This window comes from Ignavibacteriales bacterium, assembly GCA_026390815.1.
Lineage (GTDB): Bacteria > Bacteroidota > Ignavibacteria > Ignavibacteriales > SURF-24 > JAPLFH01.
Window position 1 is genome coordinate 29,538 of sequence record JAPLFH010000043.1, and the last position, 20,625, is coordinate 50,162.

Here is a 20,625-nt window from a genome sequence, read left to right on the forward strand (position 1 = left end):
GTTGTTGTAATGTTATTTCAATAACATCATCTTTTTAGAAATAACCGAATTATCATAAGTAAGTTTATAAATATAAGTACCGCTTGCTAATTTGGAAGCATCAATAGTGTAGCTGTAAACGCCCGTATCTATGTTTTGATTTTTAATAAGAACTGAAATTTCATTTCCTAAAATATTATAGATTTTTAATGAAACTTTAGCAGTATTTTGTAGCCCAAACTTAATTGTTGTTGTTGGATTAAATGGATTTGGAAAATTCTGATCTAGATAAAATGCAACTGGAGCCGAACTTTTATCAGTTTCAACTTTAACCGGAGTAACTTTTGTATCAAGGACAACAATTGCCATTAAAGAATCATTTGCTTGTCCCCGGGTATAAGCTGCTGAATACATAACTTCATCTTCAGGATCGCCATCAATGTTTCCCATCGCAATAACATCAATATCATCCCCAGCCCACAAATACAAAGAATCAATATTAGCTATTGAATAACTGCCGGGACTGGTAATATCGCCACCCTGGTATTTAACTGTATAAACACTATTGTTTGGAACTGATCCAACTCTTGAACCGAAAACGAAATCCATTTTACCATCGTTATTTAAATCGCCATGCGCACCACCATTTAATCTTTTAGCACCTAAGCTTGAAAGATCGGCAATTTGAAAACTTTCCAGAGTATCTGCTGCCGTTAACCGTAGCAAATATACAGCACCCTGGGGATCAAGTGTTCTCCATCCACCAATAACTATTTCTTTTTTTGTATCATTATTAATATCTACAACCTGTGCAGATCCGAACGAGCCCTTTAAATCAGCTATTCGTTGAGGAGTTAATGGGGTATATGTATTATTAGCATATTTTACTGGATAGATTAATCCATTTTCTCCAAAAAGATAAAATACATCATTAAGAACAGCTACGTCCCATTTATTGGATGTACCTGTAAAAGCAGGATCATCCAATCCACTCGATTCAATAGTCCACGTTTCTGTTCCATCACCATTATCAGGAATATCGCTTACTGAAAGAACCCCATAATGATATTTTCCTACTCTGTCACAAAAAATTAATTCATTAGTACCGTCTTGATCAATATCGTTAACAACAAACACTCTGGGTCTTACATCAATCATATCTTGATCTGTAATTTTGAATGTTGAGTTTGGAAGATAACCACCGAATCCATCATCAACTCCAAGAACATCACTCCCATCTCCCTTTACTTCAAAAACAATAACTTTTGCTGGATTTGGATTTGTAGTACCGTCCAAAAAGGTTGCTGGGCTCCAGATTAATTCCATATTGCCATCTTTATCTAAATCACCGCTTGTTAAAGCAGGCCAGGTATTTTGTAATGGAATATCCATAACTGCACCCCAAACCGAATCCCACGAAGTACCGTTAAACTCGAACTTCCAAATCCTTGGAGTTAATTCAAAATCACGATCAACCGCGTTGCTATTTACAGCGTATATTTCTGGTTTTCCATCACCATCCCAATCTACTCCGCCGATTATCCCACCATATAAACCATACACCGCGGGGATTTGTGCCGTTCTTTTAAAAACATCTTGCTGAGCAAAATTGATTACTGTAAGTAAGAATAAAGAGATTGTTAAATAATAAAACTGCTTCATTGAACTTCCTCCTATTTGTTTATTAAAAATCCAAATGAATATATAAAAAAAAATATTTAGTAAAAAGATATAGGAACTACATTTTGGGTATTTATTTAATGATTTTTTTTGCGAATTGTTTAAATATTTATTTTTTTACTATATCTTTACAAACTTTTATAATAAAAGGGAGTTTGAGTGTGAACCAGTTTCTAAATTCATTCTTTTGGGGTAACACGGTTTATGATTATTTAAATTGCTTTCTGATTATAGTTTTGGCTCTTCTTATTATCAATTTGTTCAAGTACTTTGCTTTTAGAAGGTTCAAAAAGATTGCCGCTAAAACACAAACAAAAATTGATGATTATATTATTTCCGCTTTTGAAAAATTTGGCATTCCATTAATCTATTTACTGGTTGTTTACTTTGGCAGCAGTTACTTAAAAGTTCAGCCTGGCATAAAAAAAATTATTGATTCTGTCGCTATTGTAATTATTACTTTTTTTGCTATCAACCTTTTAGTCTCTCTTATAAATTATTCAATTAAATTTTATTGGGGAAAACGTACTGATAACAATGGAGGAGATGCAAGTATAAGAGGATTGTCAACTTTTATCAGCTTGTTTGTGTGGTCGCTTGGAGTAATTTTTCTCCTGGACAATTTAGGATTTAGCATATCTGCAATAATAGCAGGGCTTGGAATTGGCGGTATTGCTATAGCGCTAGCTGCACAGACTGTTCTTGGCGATTTGTTTAATTACTTTGTAATCTTTTTTGATAAACCATTTCAGATTGGTGATTTTATTTCTGTTGAAAATAAAATGGGAACAGTAGAAAGAATTGGAATTAAAACTACAAGGATTAGCAGCATAACAGGTGAACAAATAATATTTCATAACTCTGACCTTACAAATTCAAGAGTACATAACTATAAAAGATTGGAACGAAGAAGAGTTGTATTTAAAGTTCAAGTGGTTAACGATACTTCCATAGAAAAACTAAAGGAGATTCCTCAAATTATAAAAAGCATAATTGAAAAAATAGAAGGAGTTTCTTTTGATAGAGCTCATTTTTTTACAATTGGTGATTTCAGTCTTAATTATGAAATTGTCTACTATGTTGATAGCCCAGATTATCTTCGCTATATGGATATTCAGCAAGAAATAAATTTTCGTATTCTTGAAGAATTTCAAAAACTGGAAATAAAATTAGCATTTCCAATTCAAACTTCTTTCTTAAATAAAGCATCAACTTGAAAATTACTTTATACTGAAAAATGCCTGCAAGGGAGAACGAAGAACTTAGAGTGAAGAGTTAAGAACGGAAGAATAAAACGTATGACTGCCAACTAAATTTGATAGTAGTTTTCTAAAGAGTTAATTTTGTCTTAGTTAAAATTAAAAGAAAATAATTTGGAGAATGAAATGTCAGTTAGAGAAATTGTTCCTGCAGTAAGAACAGAAAATGTTACATACGCTGTTAGAGATATTGTGGTTGTCGCCAATGAAGTCGCCAAGACTGGAAAAGAAATGCTTTACTTAAATATTGGAGATCCAAATCTATTTGACTTTGCTCCTCCAAAACATATAATTGAAACTACATATCAAGCAATGCTAAAAAACTATAATGGTTATGCCCCATCATCAGGAATAAAAGAAGCTGTTCTTGCAATAGAAGGTGAAGCACACAGAAAAGGAATTGACAATGTACTTGATATTTTTGTTACTACCGGTGCCAGCGAAGCAATTGATCTGGCTTTAACTTCACTTGTGAATGAAGGTGAAAACGTTCTAACGCCAACACCAGGCTATCCACTCTATACGGCTATCGCTTCCAAGTTAAGGAATATTGAAAATCCATATTATCTTGACGAAGATAATAATTGGCAGCCTGATATTGAAGATATTAAAAGTAAAATTAATGATAAAACTAAAGCAATCATTCTTATAAATCCCAATAATCCCACCGGTGCTTTATATAAAACAGAAACACTCCAGCAAATAATAGAATTAGCGCTTAAGCATAATCTCGTAATTTTTGCAGATGAAATTTATGACAAATTATTATTTGATGGAAAGAAACATATTTCAATTGCGTCGATGAATAAAGAAGTTTCCTGCATTACGTTTGGTGGACTTTCTAAAAATTATATGGTGCCGGGCTTTAGAATTGGATGGGGAATTATCAGCGGACAAAAAGCGAATTTGAAAAACTATGTTGAAGCGATTAACAAACTTTTGCGTGCCCGGTTATCTGCAAACCATCCGGAACAATATTCAATCAAACCAGCACTGGAAGGGGATCAGAGTCATCTAACTGAAGCTATGAGCAAACTAACGATTAGAAGAGACATAACTTTTAACATGCTAAACGCAATTTCAGGTATAAGCTGTGTTAAACCGGAAGGTGCATTTTATGCTTTCCCAAAAATAAATATTGAACAACCGGATTTGCATTTTGTGGTTGAACTTCTGAAAGAAACTGGTGTGGTTCTAGTGCACGGCAGCGGATTTGGACAAGTGCCCGGTACCAGACATTTTAGAGTAGTGTTCTTGCCAAATGAAATAATTCTGGAAAAAGCATATAAGAATATTGAAATGTTTTTAGAAAAATATATTGCAAAATATGCTGGAGAAACAGTTTAGTTTTTTCTGCTGCAAACAACTTCGCAGCAGAATTTATTTTTGAAGTAGACAATTTGATCTTAAGAAGTAAGGAATAGAAAATGTTCGAACACAGAAAAAAGCCATTGCTGCCGCAAAAATTATTTTTAAAAAGAATTCTAATATTCTTCTTCTTTGCGATTGGAATAATTTTCATTTCACTTTTCATTGGCGTTCTTGGTTATCATATTACCGAAGGATTAGGTTGGTTAGACTCGTTGTTAAATGCTTCCATGATCCTTGGCGGGATGGGACCTGTTAACCAGATTCAAACAAATGCTGGAAAATTGTTTGCTTCTTTCTATGCTTTGTTTTCGGGCTTGGTTTTACTTGTTGCAGTTGGAGTAATCATTGCACCACTTTTTCATCGTTTTCTTCACAAGTTTCATTTAGATATGGAAGAGGAGAATCCGAAAACGAAGAAAAGTTAAAATAAGAGTTATATACTGCGTAAGATAATGAGATAAGAGAATTGAAATTAGAATAAAGGAATTAGAATCTATTTTTGAAAAGATGAAAATATTGATAAATAAAGCTGACCTATGATAAAAAAAGAAGTTGATTGTTTTATTAACATCTTAGATAATATGGGGAAAGAATTAGTGGATGAAGTTAGAAGAGAATTTTTAAAAACAAAACTTATCGACTTTTTTTATGATAATAAAAACGATAAGGAGATAATTGAATTATTCGAATCATTAAATGAATTTGGCTATTTCAAAATGGCTAGAATGGTTGCTTCAATATATGAAAGATATAAGTTGCTCTTGAATTTAAAGAATAAATATCCTTTTAAACATAATTTAATTGAGGTTGATTCTATATTCAAATCTGTAGAATATTTATCTCCTTTTTGTGAGGATGATGAAAATATTTTCCTTGATATTGTTTTTACAGCGCTAACTACTCATAAATCTTTAGAAGAATTAACTAAAAACTTAACGATTTTACATTTTAAAAATGATTTATCTCCTGAAGCAATCTCGATTAAAATATTCAAAAGTTACGGACAGATTCTTTTGCTAGAAAAAGCTTTTCTCGCAGAAGTATTTTATTTTAAATATGGGGGTATAATCAGGATGCCGCGCGGCAACAGCAGGGGCAGTCGTCCGTTTTGCATAAACCTAGTGAAGTTAACAGCAGAAGGTAAGCGTTGGCATATTAATGAAATAATTGAAATGGATAATGGGGAATTAAAACCGGTATTTCTATTTTGTGGTGGTTGGGGTTGCCATCATGATTGGGAACCAGATGCGTTTTATGAGTATAAAAATAAACTCAAAGTATAGAATATGAAATCTCTATTTAATATTTGTTTCGCAGTAATTTTATTATTTGTAACTTCCTGCGCTCCAAGTTACTTAACCAAAGAACAATCAGAGCGGGTTATCAATCACAATGTAAATCTGTCCAAAGAAGAAATTAAAATTAAGGTCCTATCCTATATAAATGAAACAGCAGGTTCCGCTAAAGCCGTCATCCAATCCAACGAAGATGGATTTTTAACCGGCAATGTTATCTTTTATATTGGTACATCAGATCTAATTGGTGTGTACCCAGATTATTTAGAAGCAACATTTCTTATAAAATATCAAAACAACAATTATCGCGCAAAATATGTAGTAAAAAATGTCTATGTTATTATAGATAAAAAAATTGATATTCATCCCGCTGGCTGGGTCAAATATTACACACAAATCGATACTGCCCTCACCCGTTTCGATAAATCTCTTTTAGAATATATGGCAAATTCGTCAAATTTTTAATTTATTATTTTGCTTTATTTTTAAAACATTTACAACTTATTATATTTCCTAAAACTTATTCTAATGTCAGGTAATTACGTACCAAATATAGGCTCATTTGTTGCATCCTCAATTAATATTTCTTGCTTTCGCATGTAAAGTTGAAATAAAAAATTGCTTTTAAAATTTTCTGATTGTTCTTAATCTTAATCATGCTTCTGATCCTTATCTTCATCTTAATCGTGTTATCAATCTTACTCTTATTCAGAGGCAAGAGTAATATTTAAGAATAAAAATTTATATGTCTTCATCATTGCGAATTCTGCAATCACAAATCTGCAACCTCCAACTTCCTTGACTACACAACCTCATTTCTCTATATTTAGTTAGTTAAAAAGTTGCTAATCATTTTGGAAAGTAGAACATTTTGAGTCAATACCAGAAAACAATTCTTCCAGGTGGAATAAAAATTTTAAGTGAAACAATTCCTTACGTTAAATCCTTTTCGTTGGGTTTTTGGTTTAATGTTGGTTCGCGGGATGAAGTTCGAGCGAATAACGGCATCACGCATTTTATTGAACATATGTTGTTCAAAGGAACAAAAAATCGTTCAGCAAAAAAAATTGCGGATGATATTGAATCGTATGGTGGTTATCTTAATGCATTCACTTCCAAGGAACATACCTGCTATTATGGCAGAGGATTAGCAAAACATTTAGACCGAACTTTTGATGTACTTGCTGATATGATTCAATACCCATCGTTTAAGAAAGGTGAAATTAAAAAAGAAGCCGCAGTTGTTATTGATGAAATGAATGATATTGAAGATAACCCGGAGGAGTTGATATTTGATAAATTCGAGGAAGTAATTTTTGAAGGCAACTCACTCGGATTGCCTGTTATTGGTATAGAGAAAAACTTAAAACGGTTTAACCAAAGTGATTTGTTTAACTTCATCCAACGAAAATATGGTTTTAATAATTTAACTATTGCTGCAAGTGGTGAAGTAAATCATAATCAATTATTAAAGTTAGCTGATAAATATTTAAAGAAGGATTTGGGACGGAAACAAATAAAAAGAAATTATTCAAGCACTAAAATTTCAGATGAAATTAGAATTGAAAAAGAAATCCAGCAGATACACGTTATTATTGGTAAAGAAACTTTTGGTTATAATCATAAGAAAAGGGCACAAGCAAATGTGCTTTCTCATATCCTTGGGGAAGGAAGCAGCTCCCGGTTGTTCCAAAATGTTCGAGAGAAAAATGGAATCTGTTACCAGATAAATACATTCTTAAATTCTTTTTATGATGTTTCATCGTTCGGTGTATATTTTTCTACAAGCGAAAAGTTTTTTGAAAAATCAATTAATCTTGTTTTAAACGAATTTAAAAAAATTAGGGATAAAAAAGTTTCTGAAAAGGAACTTAACCGGGCAAAAGAGTATTTGAAGGGAAGCATACTTCTTAGTCTTGAAAGCACTACAAACAGAATGTTCAGAATGGCGCAAACGGAAATTTATTATAATAGGATAAAACCAGTTGAAGAAACTATCAAAGAAATTGAAGCAGTTACTTCGGATCAGGTTTTGGAAATTGCGAATGCACTATTAGAAAATAGCGTATTAAGTAAAATAATTATTGGTTCAAAAAATTCATCTATAAAAACAACAGCGTAAAAATAATTCTTTATTCTAATTGAATTGAAGATAGATAATTTTTAGGAAAGTAAATGCCTAAACTGACTTTAAATAATAAAGATATAGAATTCAAATCCGGGCAAACTATAATTGAAGCTGCCAACGATAATGGAATTGATATTCCACATTTCTGCTGGCATCCGGCACTTTCAGTTTCCGGCAATTGCAGAATGTGTTTAGTTGAAGTTGAGAAGATGCCAAAGCTGGTAATTGCATGCTCAACTCTTGCTGCTGATGGAATGGTTGTTCAGGTTGATTCAGAAAAAGCAATTCAAGCACGTAATGCAGTAATGGAATTTATCCTTATAAATCACCCACTCGATTGTCCAATCTGCGATGAAGCCGGTGAATGTAAACTTCAGGATTATGCTTATTCCCACAGCAATGGCGAAAGTCGGTTTGATGAAGAGAAAGTTCATAAAGAGAAACGAGTTGAACTAGGTCCGTTTGTAATGTTCGATGCAGAACGTTGTATATCATGCTCTCGGTGTATCCGCTTTTGTGATGAAATTGCCAAAGATAATGAGCTGACATTTGTTAATCGTGGTGATAGAGTTACCATCGTTCCATTCCCCGGTGAAAAATTAGATAATCCTTACTCACTGAATGTTACGGATATCTGTCCTGTTGGTGCTTTAACAAATCGGGATTTTAGATTTAAAGCCCGGATCTGGGATATGTCTAAAACGAATTCTATTTGTACTGGATGTTCCCGCGGATGCAATGATGAAATTTGGGTACGTAATAATGAAATTTTACGATTGACCCCAAGATACAACCAGGATGTAAACAGTTACTGGATGTGCGATCATGGAAGATTGAATACTTTTAAATTTGTTAATGCGGAAAATAGAATCGATGGACCATATCTAAAAAAAGATGGTGTGTTAAGCAGGGTAGGATATGATGAAGCGATTGCAAATACTGTTCGACAATTGAAATCTTTTAAACCAAGCGAAATTGCATTTTTAGGATCTGCATTTGCAACCTGTGAAGATAATTTTGTATTCGCAAAGTTGGCAAGAGTGGTTAACGGTGGAAAGGAACTGGATTTTGTTCAGCACATTTCAATAGGTAAAGGAGATGATATTTTAATTAGAGTAGATAAAACACCAAATGCTTTGGGTGCTGAACTAGTTGGAATAAAACCTATTTCTGTTGGATTAGATTTTGAAAAATTTATTTCTGCAATTGAAAATGGTAGAATAAAAGCTCTGTATTGTCTTGAAGATGATATCGTTTCTATAAATAGCAGTTACGCTGGTGCGCTGTCAAAATTGGAATTATTAATTGTACATTCAACAAACAAAAATAAAACTACCAAACTTGCAGATATTGTATTTCCAGCTTCAACTTTTGCTGAGAAGAACGGTACTATGGTAAACTTTCAGGGGAAAGTTCAAAGAATCCGCCCTGCAGTTTCAACCGTGGATATGGATAGAAGTGTGGATGGAATGTCGTTAAGTCGTCTTGATAAATTTGGAACTGAATTTGACAGATGGAATCAAAGTAGAAAAGTAGATGCACGTGCAAGCTGGAAAATAATTCAATCAATTGCATCGCTGATGGGATTAAAAATTAAATATAATATGGCAGAAGAAGTATTTGAAGAAATATCTAAATCGATTAGTGCGTTCCATGATTTGGACTATGATGTTATTGGTGAACTTGGCGTTTCTGTAAAAACTAAACCTGAATTAGTTTAACACTGGAGTAAAGAATGAGTATTCTTTCAGTTGTAATAATTTCCCTTATAAAAATTTTGGTTGTTATAACAGTTTTACTTTTAACAGTTTCTTATCTTGTTTATTTTGAAAGAAAAATTTCAGCCTGGATTCAAAACCGAGTAGGTCCAAACAGAGTGGGCTGGCTCGGATTGCTTCAGCCATTTGCAGATGTGTTTAAATTATTATTTAAAGAAGATATTGTTCCAACTGTTTCCAACAAATTCATCCACTCTCTTGCACCGTTTATAGCATTATTTGTTGCTTTTACTACATATGCAGTAATTCCATTTGGACCGGATATAAATGTGTTTGGTCAACAAATACAGCTTGTATTAGCGGATGTAAATATAGGAATTTTGTATGTACTCGCTCTTACTTCGCTTGGAGTTTATGGAATAACATTCGCTGGATGGTCCTCAGGAAGCAAATATTCTTTGATTGGCGGAATTCGTTCATCAGCGCAAATGATTTCTTATGAAGTCTCGATGGGATTTTCAGTTGCGGGAGTTTTACTTTTATCAGAATCATTAAGACCTATTGTTATTGTTCAATCTCAATACGGTTGGATGTGGAATGCGATTGTTCAACCTATCGGGTTTATTACTTTTGTTGTTTCAGCTTTTGCAGAAACCAATCGTTTACCATTTGATTTACCAGAAGCCGAACCAGAACTTGTAGGTGGTTATCATACAGAATACAGCAGTATGAAATTTGCCGGTTTCTTTCTTGCAGAATATGCAAATATGGCTATTGCTGCTGCAATGATTGTAACTTTATATCTGGGTGGCTACCAGTTTCCATATATTGATAAGTTTGGGTTATCTTCTGGAGTTACGGTATTAATTCAGGTACTATCTTTTCTTTTAAAAACTGCTGCTGTATTATTTTTCTTTATTTGGATTCGTTGGAGCATTCCACGATTCAGATATGATCAATTAATGAATCTTGGCTGGAAAGTAATGTTCCCGCTTTCATTAATAAATATTATTTGGGTTGCTGCACTTATTATGATTTTCAAAATTTAATTTTTTCTCTTCTTCCATTAAGGAAGAAACAGAAATAGAGGCTTTGGTTTTTATGGCATTGAAGAAAAGAAAAAAAGATTTAAATTTTCTTGAAAAGATGTATATCCCAGAGATTGTAAAGGGATTGGGGCTTACGCTTAAAAATATGTTCAAGCCCAATGTTACAATGCAATACCCAGAGGAAAAGTTTCTTCCGTCTGCATCCTATCGAGGTCGGCCGGTATTGGTACAAGAAAAAAATGGTGGTGAACGATGCGTTGCCTGTGGTTTGTGTTCCCGCGTTTGCCCTTCTTTAGCAATCGAAGTTCAGGCTGCTGAAACCCGGCTTGAAAAGGAAAGATATCCGGAAAAATTTGAGATAAATATGCTTCGCTGTATCTTTTGTGGATTTTGTGAAGAAGTTTGTCCTGAAGAAGCAATAGTAATGAGTAAGGATTATGAATTAGTTTTTACAAACCGACAAAATGCTATATTTGGAAAAGATAAATTACTTGTTCCGATTGATAATATAAAAGATCGGTTAGAATATTTACGAAATTTTAAATAGTTGTTTTTTTTATGAGGGGATAATTTTAAAATAAGTAGTAACCTGATTATGGGAAGTTGGATGTCTAATTTTTTCATGATCAAAATGCCACTAGTATTTCTCTCCCCATCTTTGTGATAGTGCTTTTGTTTGAAACAAATGGAATTGAATATAGATGCTTTCCAAAATAATTTCTTGCGCCACTTACGGTATTGATGCCTATCTTGTTGAGGTTGAGGCTAACTGTGAAAAAAATATTCCCGGGTTCATAATTGTTGGACTTCCGGATAATGCTGTTAAAGAAAGTAGAGAAAGAGTTATTGCAGCAATTAAAAACAGCGGGCTCGATATTCAATTAAAAAAAGTTACTGTTAATCTTGCTCCAGCCGATATAAAAAAAGAAGGCAGTTCATTCGATTTACCTATCGCCATCGGTCTTCTTGCAGCTAATGAAAAAATTACCTCAACAGATTGGCTTGAAGATACTGTTTTTCTTGGAGAACTTTCACTTGATGGAAACCTAAGACCGATTAAAGGCGCCTTATCAATTGCTGCTGAAGCCCGGCATAAGGGTATTAAACGGATTATTTTACCGCAAGAATCAGCCAATGAAGCTGCTATTGTTGATGGAGTGGAAGTTTATGGTTGTAAATCGCTCTTTGAGGTTGTTGAACTGATAAATGGCGAAAAGGAAATGGAAACCATAAAAGTGAACAAAGATGAAATTTTTAATCAGGTAAATAAATATCAAATTGATTTTTCGGATGTTAAAGGGCAGGAAAATGTAAAGCGTGCTTTGGAAATTGCTGCCGCAGGTGCACACAATATTTTAATGATAGGTCCACCGGGATCTGGCAAAACAATGTTAGCAAAGAGATTCCCAACTATTTTGCCACCACTTACATTTGAAGAAGCATTGGAAACTACAAAAATTCATTCTGTAGCTGGAATTTTATCAAGAGAAAAAGCTTTAGTTACAGAAAGACCTTTTAGAAGTCCACATCATACTACTTCCGATGCGGCATTAGTTGGCGGTGGTTCTTTTCCTCGTCCGGGGGAAGTATCATTTGCGCATCATGGAGTTTTATTTTTAGATGAATTACCGGAATTTAAAAAAAATGTTTTGGAAGTTTTAAGACAACCATTAGAAGATGGAAGGGTTGTCGTTAGCCGGTCCAAAATGTCCCTCGAGTTTCCAGCCAATTTTATGCTTGCCGCAGCAATGAATCCTTGTCCATGTGGTTTTTATTCTGATCCCACCAAAGAATGTTCTTGTACACCTTTTCAAATTCAAAAATATATGGCAAAAATTTCTGGTCCATTGCTCGATAGAATAGATATTCATATTGAAGTTCCAGCAGTAAAATACAAAGAACTTTCCACTTCAGTTAAAGGAGAATCATCTGCAATTATTAGAGAACGCGTAATCAAGGCGCGGGAAGTTCAAATTAACCGATTTTCAAAACTAAAGCATATTTATAATAATGCTGACATGAGTTCTAAAGAAGTTAGACAATTCTGTACATTAGATAACTCTGGTTCAGAAATACTGAAAATGGCAATGACTAAGTTAGGTTTATCAGCCCGGGCTTACGATAGAATACTGAAAGTAAGTCGGACTATAGCCGATTTAGAAAATGCGGAGAATATCCTGCCTAATCATATAAGTGAAGCAATTCAATACCGTACTTTAGATAGACAATTATGGAACCGTTAAACATTAAAGCCATGATAAAAATTATATACTTTCCTTTATTCGTAATTTAGCCTTAAATCAAGCCCTAAAGTAAATTATTTTGATATAATATTGCTTTTTAAAATAAACTGGAATATATTTGAAGTTCATTTATTGTACAAGTCGGGCGGACGCCGGAGTTGGAGAGCCGGGGCGGACTGTAAATCCGTTGGCAAGCGCCTTTGGGGGTTCGAATCCCTCGCCGCCCACGGATTGTTCATATTGATGATTGAAAACTTGATTCTATTATAAAAAAAAAATTTTCAATTGTCAATATTCTATGAAGTTAGATGGTCAATTTTAGTGCGGGAGTAACTCAGTTGGCTAGAGTCACAGCCTTCCAAGCTGTTGGTCGCGGGTTCGAGTCCCGTCTCCCGCTCTAAGTGAATTATGCAATGTATATATTGCAAAGTCTGAAAGATGGAAGATATTATATAGGTTCCACATCAGATGTAAGAAAAAGGTTTGAATATCATAACACTGGAAGAACAGGTTATACAAAGAAATATCAACCGTGGGTTCTTATTTATTTTGAAGAATTTGAGACAAGAGCAGAAGCTGTAAGACGAGAAAAATATCTTAAATCACAAAAAAATATTAAGAGGTTTTTGGAGTCAGTTAATGTCAACTCAGTTGGCTAGAATCATCCCGCAATTCAGCGGGATTGGTCGCGGGTTCGAGTCCAGTCTCCCGCTCTACTAATTTATGTAATTCGCTGACGTAGCTCAGTTGGTAGAGCACATCCTTGGTAAGGATGAGGTCACCGGTTCAATCCCGGTCGTCAGCTCAAAAAAAAATATATATAGTAGAAGAAGTATGAGAGAAATAATAACATTAGAATGTACAGAGTGTAAAAGAAGAAATTACACTACAACCAAAAATAAACGTTTACACCCAAGCCGCGTTGAGTTTAAGAAATATTGCCGCTGGGATAAAAAACACACTATTCATAAAGAAACCAAATAAATTGTACGAGAGTAGCTCAATTGGCTAGAGCAGCGGTCTCCAAAACCGCAGGTTGGGGGTTCGAGTCCCTCCTCTCGTGCGAAGAATAAAAATTATGAAAGAAAAAATAATCAATTTTTTTAATGATGTTGTCAAGGAAATGAAAAAGGTTACTTGGCCAACTCAGGAAGAACTAAAAGAATCAACTACTGTCGTAATAGTTGTTTGTCTTATTATTGCAGCCTTTACATATCTTATTGATATGGCAATCACTCAAATATTTAAAGGGATTTTTTAGGCTTGATGATGGAATTGAAGTGGTATGTGGTTAGGACTTTTTCCGGGCATGAGAACAAAGTAAAGTCTTTAATTGATGTTGAACTTAAAGATAATATTCAATTAAAAGCAAAAATTCAGGATGTTTTAGTTCCTACTGAAAAAGTATTTGAAGTTAAAGATGGAAAAAAGAAGACTAAAAATAAAAATTTCTTCCCTGGATATATTTTAGTTCAAGCTGATTTAGACAATCAGGTTAAAGATTTCATCCTAAATACTCCATCAGTTATGGGGTTTTTAGGGACAGGAAAAAATCCAAATCCTCTTCAACCAGATGAAGTTAAAAGAATAGTTGGTAGATTAACTCAAGATCAAGACTCTGAAAGGATGGAAACTATCTTTAGAGTTGGAGATTTTGTTAAAATAAATGATGGTCCGTTCAACAATTTCTCTGGGTATATTCAAGAAGTAAATGAAGAAAAAATGAAAATAAAAGTTATGGTTTCAATATTTGGAAGAAAAACACCAATTGAAATCGATTTTGTTCAGGCAGAATTAGAAAAATAAGGTAGAATTTAATAATAGGTTAAATTATGGCAAAGAAAATAACTGGATTTATAAAATTGCAAATTCCCGCTGGTAAAGCTAATCCATCACCACCTGTTGGACCTGCTCTAGGCCAAAAAGGTGTTAATATTATGGAGTTTTGTAAGCAATTCAATGCTCGTACCGCTGACAAAGGAGGTTTAATAATTCCAGTTGTTATCACGGTTTTTTCTGATAAATCATTTACGTTTATTACGAAAACACCACCAGCAGCAGAATTACTTAAAAAGGCAGCAAAAGTTGAAAAAGGTGCAGCAGAACCAAATAAAGTGAAAGTTGCAAAAGTTACTAAATCTCAAGTAAAAGAAATTGCTGAAATGAAAATGCCCGATTTAAACGCTAATGATATTGACCACGCCATGAGTATGGTTGCAGGTACTGCAAGAAGCATGGGTTTTTCAGTAGAAGAATAAATACTTTAACTCTGTTTAAAGATAAAAGGATTTGAATAATGAAAGTTTCTAAAAGAATTAAATCAGCAAAAGCAAAAGTAGATTTAAAAAAAGATTATAATCTTGATGAAGCAGTCAAGAAATTAAAAGAAGTATCAAATGTTAAGTTTACTGAATCTTTGGACTGTGCAATTAGATTAGGTGTAGATCCTCGACACGCCGATCAAATGGTTAGAGGAACAGTGAGTTTACCAAATGGAACTGGAAAAGAAGTTAAAGTGTTAGTAGTTGCTAAAGGTTCAAAAGCTCAGGATGCACTTGATGCAGGAGCTGATTTTGCTGGGTTTGAAGAATATTTGGAAAAGATTAAAGGTGGATGGGCAGATATTGATGTAATTGTAGCTACACCGGATGTGATGGCAGATTTAGGAAAACTTGGTAGAATATTAGGTCCAAAAGGATTGATGCCTAATCCTAAAAGTGGTACTGTTACTATGGATGTTGCTCAGGCAGTTAAAGAAGTTAAAGCTGGCAAAATAGAATTCAGAGTAGATAAAACCGGAATAATAAGTACTTCATTAGGTAAACTTTCGTTTCCGGAAGATAAATTGGTTGAAAATGTAAGAGCATTTTTAACTACAATTATAAAAATGAAACCGTCTTCGGCAAAAGGACAATATGTTAAAAGCCTCTATCTTTCTACTACAATGGGACCAGGCTTAAAAATTTCCCGCGATGAAGTGGCAATTATTAAATAAGAATTTACGCACTCATATAAATAAATGCTTCTAGTTTATTTATTTAAAAATGATTTGGGAGAATAATGGACAAATCAGAGAAAAACGAAATAATCTCTCAGATTAAAGAACTTATCAATAACTCCTCTGCCATTTATTTGGTAGATTACAGCAAAATCAATGTAGAAGACATTAATCGTCTTCGAAAAGAATTTCGTAAAGAAGGAGTTAAATATAAAGTCTTTAAGAATACACTTTTCAAAAAAGCCTTAATCGAAATTCAAGGTTATGAAAAGTTTAATGATCTGTTAGTAGGAATGTCTGGTTTTGCATTTGCAAAAGATAATGCTACAGCACCGGCTAAAGTTATCAAGAAATTTTTTGATACTACCGGAAAATTTGCTCTTAAAGGTTGTTATATAGAAACTCAATTTTTCGAAGGAACGCAGCTTGATGTATTATCAACACTGCCTACCAAAGCAGAAATAATTGCAGGAATTATTGGTAGTCTTAACTCTCCAGCATCTGGAGTAGTTGGTGCAATTGGCGCCGTAATCAGAGATCTCGTTAGTGTAATAGACGCTATCGAACAAAAAAAAGCAGCATAAATAAAATTTGTTGAACGGAAAAACAATTTCAGGAGAATATAAAAATGTCAGAAAAAATTGCAGAACTTGTAGAGAAAATTAAAGGTTTAACTCTCTTAGAAGCATCTGAATTAAAGAAAGCACTTGAAGAAGAATTTGGTGTTACCGCAGCCGCTCCAATGATGATGGGAGCAATGCCTACTGCTGCAGCCGCAGCAGCTCCAGTAGAAGAAAAAACTGAATTTGATGTAAATCTAATATCTGCTGGCGAAAAGAAAATTAACGTAATTAAAGTTGTACGCGCTCATACCGGTTTAGGATTGAAAGAAGCAAAAGACTTAGTTGATGGTGCTCCAAAAACAGTTAAAGAAGCTGTTTCTAAAGATGAAGCTGAAAAACTTAAAAAAGAATTTGAAGAAGCTGGCGCAACAGTAGAGATTAAATAATTTCAATACGTATTAGAAATTATCAGTTTTTGAAAAGTGACTTGTGGAAAATTCCGCTAAGTCACTTTTCTATCTTTTTTGTAATTAACGTAGAAGAAAGGAAAATATAATGGAGGCAAGATTGGATAATAAAAGAATTTCATTCTCACGTATTCCTTCTACGATTGATGTGCCCGATTTATTGGACATTCAATTACAATCTTTTGAAGATTTTTTGCAGATTAAAACCCCACCTTCAAAAAGATTGAACCAAGGATTACAGCAAGTATTCCTTGCTAACTTTCCAATCCTTGATAATAAAGAATTTTATCGCTTGGATTTTAACGAGTATTACGTAGAGAAACCACGTTACTCTATTGAAGAATGTGAAGAAAGAGGATTAACTTTCTCTGCTCCACTCAAAGCTAAGTTACGTCTTTCTGCAAAAGATCCGGAAACAAACGAGTTTGTAAATTCTGTAGAACAGGAAGTTTATTTAGGTAACTTACCTTTTATGACAAACTACGGTACGTTTATTATTAACGGCGCAGAAAGAGTAGTTGTTACACAATTGCACCGGTCCCCAGGTGTTGCGTTTTCTCAAACGGTACATCCTAATGGAACACCAATTTACTCAGCACGTATAATTCCATTCAGAGGTTCCTGGGTTGAGTTTGCAACAGACATTAATAATATTTTATACGTTTATATAGATCGACGTAAAAAATTTCCTTCAACTACACTTCTTCGTGCACTCGACTTTACAACTGATGAACAAATTTTAAATCTTTTTAACCTGATTGATAACGTTGAAGTAAAAAAAGTAAACGAAAGTTTTGTGGGTAGAATTGTTGCAGAAGATGTATTTGATATGACAACAGGTGAAATTTTCTTAACAAAAGATAATTCACTTACAGAAGAAGATGTTGAAAGACTTAAAGAATCAAGTATAAAAACAGTTAAATTAATTAGTAATGAAACAAGTCCAGATCATGATCTTATATTAAATACGTTAAAGAAAGATCCAGCGCGTACAAAAGAAGAAGCATTATTTGCAATATATCGTCAGTTACGTTCTGGCGAAGCTCCGGATGTTGAAACAGCGGCAGGATTGATTGAAAAACTATTCTTTAATGACAAGCGATACGATCTAGGTGAGGTTGGACGTTTTAGAATGAATGATAAATTGAATTTGAAAATTCCATCCAATGTTACTGTTCTAACTGTTGATGATATTATTGCAATTATGCGCCATATTATGAAATTGAAAAATGGAAATTTTTCTATAGATGATATTGACCACTTAGGAAACAGAAGAGTTAGAACTGTTGGTGAACAGTTAGCCCAGCAATATAATGTTGGTTTGGCAAGAATGGCGCGTACAATAAAAGAAAGAATGAATATGCGCGACTCAGAGAATTTCCAACCACAGGATTTAGTGAATGCCAGAACAATCAGTAGTGTTATTAATGCTTTCTTTGGAACGAATCAATTATCTCAATTTATGGATCAAACAAATCCATTGGCAGAGCTAACACACAAACGAAGAATCTCTGCATTAGGACCTGGCGGTTTAACACGTGAGCGGGCAGGTTTCGAAGTTAGAGATGTTCACCATTCTCATTATGGCAGATTATGTCCGATTGAAACTCCAGAAGGTCCAAATATTGGTCTGATTTCTTCATTAACTATCTACTCAAGAGTAAATCGTTATGGATTTTTAGAAACACCTTACAGAAAGGTGATTAATAATAAAGTATCTATGGACGTAGAGTATTTAAGTGCAGATCAGGAAGACAATTTTACTATTGCTCAGGCAAATGCAGCAATAGATGAACAAGGTAAGTTTTTAAGTGAAAGGATAAAGTGTAGAAGTAAAGGTGACTTTCCAGTTGTTCTGCCAAGTCAGCTTCAGTATATGGATGTAGCTCCAGCACAGATTGTAAGTGCGGCGGCTGCTTTAATTCCATTCCTTGAGCATGACGATGCTAACCGTGCCTTGATGGGTTCGAATATGCAGCGCCAGGCAGTACCGCTTTTATCTCCTGAAGCTCCTATTGTTGGAACTGGATTAGAAGGTAAAGTTGCAAAAGATTCAAGAGCAGTTATAGTTGCCGAAGAAGATGGTGTTATAGAATATGTTGATGCTGAAAGAATTATTGTTAAATATGATCTTAATCCAAATAGCCCGGAAGCATTAACCAGTTTTGATGATGAACGAAGAGTTGTATATAAACTTACAAAATTTGCTGGTACTAACCAGGAAACTTCAATAAATCATAAACCAATTGTTAAAGAAAAACAAAAAGTAAAAAAAGGGGAAGCAATTGCAGACGGTGCTGCCGTTGACAAAGGTGAGCTTGCTTTAGGAAGAAATATTCTTGTAGCATTTATGCCATGGCGTGGTTATAACTTTGAAGATGCTATTGTTATAAGCGAACGTGTTGTTAAAGAAGATGTTTTCACCTCTATTCATATTGAAGAATTTGAATTGCAGGTTAGAGAAACAAAACGCGGTGAAGAAGAATTAACAAGAGATATTCCAAACGTAAGTGAAGAAGCAACAAAAAATTTAGATGAATATGGAATTATTAGAGTTGGTGCTGAAGTAAAAGAAGGTGATATTTTAATTGGTAAAATTACTCCAAAGGGAGAAACAGATCCTACTCCGGAAGAAAAATTGCTTAAAGCTATCTTTGGTGATAAAGCAGGTGATGTAAAAGATGCTTCTCTAAAAGCAACGCCGGGTTTAAAAGGTACAGTAATTAAAACAAGGCTCTTTAGTCGTAAGAAAAAAGAATCCGAATCTAAAAAAATTGAAAAGAAACAACTGGAAGTTCTTGAAAATAATTACAAGAAAGATACTGCAGAACATTATCAAAAATTGATTGAGAAGTTAACGAAAATTTGTCTTGGACAAACAGCATCTGGAATAAAAGATTTAGATGGGCATATTGCTTTAAGAAGCGGCTCAACGATCAAAGAAAAAACATTTGCCGAAATGGAAGATGTAACAAAATTAGATTATACATTTGATTGGTTTGAAGCCAAAAAATCAAATTCCTTAATAAAAAAACTCTACGAAAACTATTTCAATGTACTTTCTGATATTGAAGAAGAATATAAAAAAGAAAAGATTAAAATCCAGAGTGGAGATGAACTACCACCAGGAATTGTTCAATTAGCAAAAGTTTACGTTGCAAAAAAACGAAAACTTTCTGTTGGCGATAAAATGGCTGGTAGACATGGTAATAAAGGTGTTGTCGCTAAAGTTGTACCAGCGGAGGATATGCCTTACCTGGAAGACGGAACTCCGGTAGATATTGTTCTAAATCCTCTTGGTGTACCATCCCGTATGAACCTTGGACAGCTTTATGAAACCGCTCTCGGCTGGGTTGGTAAAAGATTGGGTGTTAGATTTACCACACCAATTTTTGATGGCGCCCGTGTTGAAGATATTGAAGACTACTTAGCCCAGGCTGGATTGGAAAGTGGCAGCAAAACAACAATGTACGACGGACGAAGCGGTGAAAAATTTCACCAGAAAGTTACTTGCGGGTATATCTACATGATGAAGCTTGGACATATGGTTGACGATAAAATTCATGCTCGTTCGATTGGACCATACTCGCTTATTACTCAACAGCCGCTTGGTGGAAAAGCTCAGTTTGGTGGTCAGCGATTTGGTGAAATGGAAGTTTGGGCGCTTGAAGGTTACGGTGCTGCCCATATCCTACAAGAAATATTAACGATTAAAAGCGATGATGTTGCAGGAAGAGCAAAAGCATATGAAGCGATTGTGAAAGGTGAAAATCTTCAGAATCCAAATGTTCCTGAAGCCTTTAATGTGCTAATTAAAGAAATGCAGGGTCTTGGCCTTGATATTAAAATTAATTAGTTACATCAGATTTATTTTC

General features: G+C 34.1%; 19 protein-coding genes and 4 tRNA genes. 22 read left to right on the forward strand and 1 reads right to left on the reverse strand.

The genetic code is table 11. The annotated features are described in order from the left end of the window. Positions 1-12: 12 nt before the first annotated feature. The gene (locus NTX22_13460; protein ID MCX6151533.1) at positions 13-1,641 is read right to left on the reverse strand and encodes a T9SS type A sorting domain-containing protein; all 1,629 of its coding nucleotides are present in this window, start codon (positions 1,639-1,641) and stop codon (positions 13-15) included. 179 nt (positions 1,642-1,820) lie between these two features. On the opposite strand from NTX22_13460, the gene NTX22_13465 reads away from it, so the two are divergent. From NTX22_13465 to rpoB, 22 genes are all read left to right on the forward strand, one after another. Continuing rightward, complete coding sequence (locus NTX22_13465) at positions 1,821-2,876, forward strand: mechanosensitive ion channel (GenBank protein ID MCX6151534.1); 1,056 nt, start codon at positions 1,821-1,823, stop codon at positions 2,874-2,876. A 168-nt stretch (positions 2,877-3,044) separates the two neighbouring features. Beyond that, entirely contained in the window at positions 3,045-4,265 is a 1,221-nt protein-coding gene (locus NTX22_13470) for an aminotransferase class I/II-fold pyridoxal phosphate-dependent enzyme (protein ID MCX6151535.1), read from the forward strand. An 80-nt stretch (positions 4,266-4,345) separates the two neighbouring features. Next, positions 4,346-4,714, forward strand: a complete 369-nt coding sequence (locus NTX22_13475; GenBank protein MCX6151536.1) for a hypothetical protein — start codon at positions 4,346-4,348, stop codon at positions 4,712-4,714. A gap of 111 nt (positions 4,715-4,825) precedes the next feature. After that, the gene (locus NTX22_13480; protein ID MCX6151537.1) at positions 4,826-5,572 is read left to right on the forward strand and encodes a hypothetical protein; all 747 of its coding nucleotides are present in this window, start codon (positions 4,826-4,828) and stop codon (positions 5,570-5,572) included. Positions 5,573-5,575: 3 nt separating this feature from the next. Then, positions 5,576-6,049 carry a hypothetical protein gene (locus NTX22_13485; GenBank protein MCX6151538.1) on the forward strand — a complete coding sequence of 158 codons (474 nt, stop codon included), beginning with the start codon at positions 5,576-5,578 and terminating at the stop codon, positions 6,047-6,049. 406 nt (positions 6,050-6,455) lie between these two features. Beyond that, complete coding sequence (locus NTX22_13490; protein MCX6151539.1) at positions 6,456-7,706, forward strand: pitrilysin family protein; 1,251 nt, start codon at positions 6,456-6,458, stop codon at positions 7,704-7,706. A gap of 53 nt (positions 7,707-7,759) precedes the next feature. Then, the gene (locus NTX22_13495) at positions 7,760-9,433 is read left to right on the forward strand and encodes a 2Fe-2S iron-sulfur cluster-binding protein (protein ID MCX6151540.1); all 1,674 of its coding nucleotides are present in this window, start codon (positions 7,760-7,762) and stop codon (positions 9,431-9,433) included. Positions 9,434-9,447: 14 nt separating this feature from the next. Further along, positions 9,448-10,479, forward strand: coding sequence for an NADH-quinone oxidoreductase subunit NuoH (gene nuoH, locus NTX22_13500; GenBank protein MCX6151541.1), 1,032 nt, complete (start codon positions 9,448-9,450; stop codon positions 10,477-10,479). A 52-nt stretch (positions 10,480-10,531) separates the two neighbouring features. Continuing rightward, a complete protein-coding gene (gene nuoI, locus NTX22_13505) occupies positions 10,532-11,026 on the forward strand; it encodes an NADH-quinone oxidoreductase subunit NuoI (protein ID MCX6151542.1) in 495 nt (164 codons plus the stop codon). 154 nt (positions 11,027-11,180) lie between these two features. Beyond that, positions 11,181-12,722 carry a YifB family Mg chelatase-like AAA ATPase gene (locus NTX22_13510; protein MCX6151543.1) on the forward strand — a complete coding sequence of 514 codons (1,542 nt, stop codon included), beginning with the start codon at positions 11,181-11,183 and terminating at the stop codon, positions 12,720-12,722. Positions 12,723-12,865: 143 nt separating this feature from the next. Further along, positions 12,866-12,949 (forward strand) — tRNA-Tyr (locus NTX22_13515). Positions 12,950-13,045: 96 nt separating this feature from the next. Continuing rightward, positions 13,046-13,119: transfer RNA gene (locus NTX22_13520), tRNA-Gly, on the forward strand. A gap of 16 nt (positions 13,120-13,135) precedes the next feature. After that, on the forward strand, positions 13,136-13,381 hold the full coding sequence (locus NTX22_13525; protein ID MCX6151544.1) for a GIY-YIG nuclease family protein: 246 nt from the start codon (positions 13,136-13,138) through the stop codon (positions 13,379-13,381). 73 nt (positions 13,382-13,454) lie between these two features. Beyond that, positions 13,455-13,527: transfer RNA gene (locus NTX22_13530), tRNA-Thr, on the forward strand. A gap of 184 nt (positions 13,528-13,711) precedes the next feature. Then, a tRNA-Trp gene (locus NTX22_13535) sits at positions 13,712-13,785 on the forward strand. Between the two features lie 15 nt (positions 13,786-13,800). Further along, entirely contained in the window at positions 13,801-13,983 is a 183-nt protein-coding gene (gene secE, locus NTX22_13540; protein MCX6151545.1) for a preprotein translocase subunit SecE, read from the forward strand. A 5-nt stretch (positions 13,984-13,988) separates the two neighbouring features. Further along, on the forward strand, positions 13,989-14,528 hold the full coding sequence (nusG, locus tag NTX22_13545; protein ID MCX6151546.1) for a transcription termination/antitermination protein NusG: 540 nt from the start codon (positions 13,989-13,991) through the stop codon (positions 14,526-14,528). Between the two features lie 26 nt (positions 14,529-14,554). Beyond that, the gene (gene rplK / locus NTX22_13550) at positions 14,555-14,980 is read left to right on the forward strand and encodes a 50S ribosomal protein L11 (protein MCX6151547.1); all 426 of its coding nucleotides are present in this window, start codon (positions 14,555-14,557) and stop codon (positions 14,978-14,980) included. Positions 14,981-15,015: 35 nt separating this feature from the next. Next, the gene (gene rplA / locus NTX22_13555) at positions 15,016-15,717 is read left to right on the forward strand and encodes a 50S ribosomal protein L1 (protein ID MCX6151548.1); all 702 of its coding nucleotides are present in this window, start codon (positions 15,016-15,018) and stop codon (positions 15,715-15,717) included. A gap of 65 nt (positions 15,718-15,782) precedes the next feature. Further along, positions 15,783-16,304, forward strand: coding sequence for a 50S ribosomal protein L10 (gene rplJ, locus NTX22_13560; GenBank protein ID MCX6151549.1), 522 nt, complete (start codon positions 15,783-15,785; stop codon positions 16,302-16,304). A gap of 44 nt (positions 16,305-16,348) precedes the next feature. After that, entirely contained in the window at positions 16,349-16,729 is a 381-nt protein-coding gene (gene rplL, locus NTX22_13565) for a 50S ribosomal protein L7/L12 (GenBank protein MCX6151550.1), read from the forward strand. Positions 16,730-16,850: 121 nt separating this feature from the next. After that, positions 16,851-20,606 (forward strand): DNA-directed RNA polymerase subunit beta, encoded by a 3,756-nt coding sequence (gene rpoB, locus NTX22_13570; protein MCX6151551.1) that lies wholly within the window; start codon positions 16,851-16,853, stop codon positions 20,604-20,606. Positions 20,607-20,625 lie beyond the last annotated feature (19 nt).

What these genes read in the sequence shown, in the direction of transcription:
- nusG (MCX6151546.1), top strand. Translation starts at nt 13,989, where the DNA reads ATGATGGAATTGAAGTGGTATGTGGTTAGGACTTTTTCCGGGCATGAG.
- rplK (MCX6151547.1), top strand. Translation starts at nt 14,555, where the DNA reads ATGGCAAAGAAAATAACTGGATTTATAAAATTGCAAATTCCCGCTGGT.
- rplL (MCX6151550.1), top strand. Translation starts at nt 16,349, where the DNA reads ATGTCAGAAAAAATTGCAGAACTTGTAGAGAAAATTAAAGGTTTAACT.
- NTX22_13470 (MCX6151535.1), top strand. Translation starts at nt 3,045, where the DNA reads ATGTCAGTTAGAGAAATTGTTCCTGCAGTAAGAACAGAAAATGTTACA.
- NTX22_13460 (MCX6151533.1), bottom strand. Translation starts at nt 1,641, where the DNA reads ATGAAGCAGTTTTATTATTTAACAATCTCTTTATTCTTACTTACAGTA.
- nuoI (MCX6151542.1), top strand. Translation starts at nt 10,532, where the DNA reads ATGGCATTGAAGAAAAGAAAAAAAGATTTAAATTTTCTTGAAAAGATG.
- NTX22_13495 (MCX6151540.1), top strand. Translation starts at nt 7,760, where the DNA reads ATGCCTAAACTGACTTTAAATAATAAAGATATAGAATTCAAATCCGGG.
- NTX22_13475 (MCX6151536.1), top strand. Translation starts at nt 4,346, where the DNA reads ATGTTCGAACACAGAAAAAAGCCATTGCTGCCGCAAAAATTATTTTTA.
- nuoH (MCX6151541.1), top strand. Translation starts at nt 9,448, where the DNA reads ATGAGTATTCTTTCAGTTGTAATAATTTCCCTTATAAAAATTTTGGTT.
- secE (MCX6151545.1), top strand. Translation starts at nt 13,801, where the DNA reads ATGAAAGAAAAAATAATCAATTTTTTTAATGATGTTGTCAAGGAAATG.
- NTX22_13510 (MCX6151543.1), top strand. Translation starts at nt 11,181, where the DNA reads ATGCTTTCCAAAATAATTTCTTGCGCCACTTACGGTATTGATGCCTAT.
- NTX22_13480 (MCX6151537.1), top strand. Translation starts at nt 4,826, where the DNA reads ATGATAAAAAAAGAAGTTGATTGTTTTATTAACATCTTAGATAATATG.
- rplJ (MCX6151549.1), top strand. Translation starts at nt 15,783, where the DNA reads ATGGACAAATCAGAGAAAAACGAAATAATCTCTCAGATTAAAGAACTT.
- NTX22_13525 (MCX6151544.1), top strand. Translation starts at nt 13,136, where the DNA reads ATGTATATATTGCAAAGTCTGAAAGATGGAAGATATTATATAGGTTCC.
- NTX22_13485 (MCX6151538.1), top strand. Translation starts at nt 5,576, where the DNA reads ATGAAATCTCTATTTAATATTTGTTTCGCAGTAATTTTATTATTTGTA.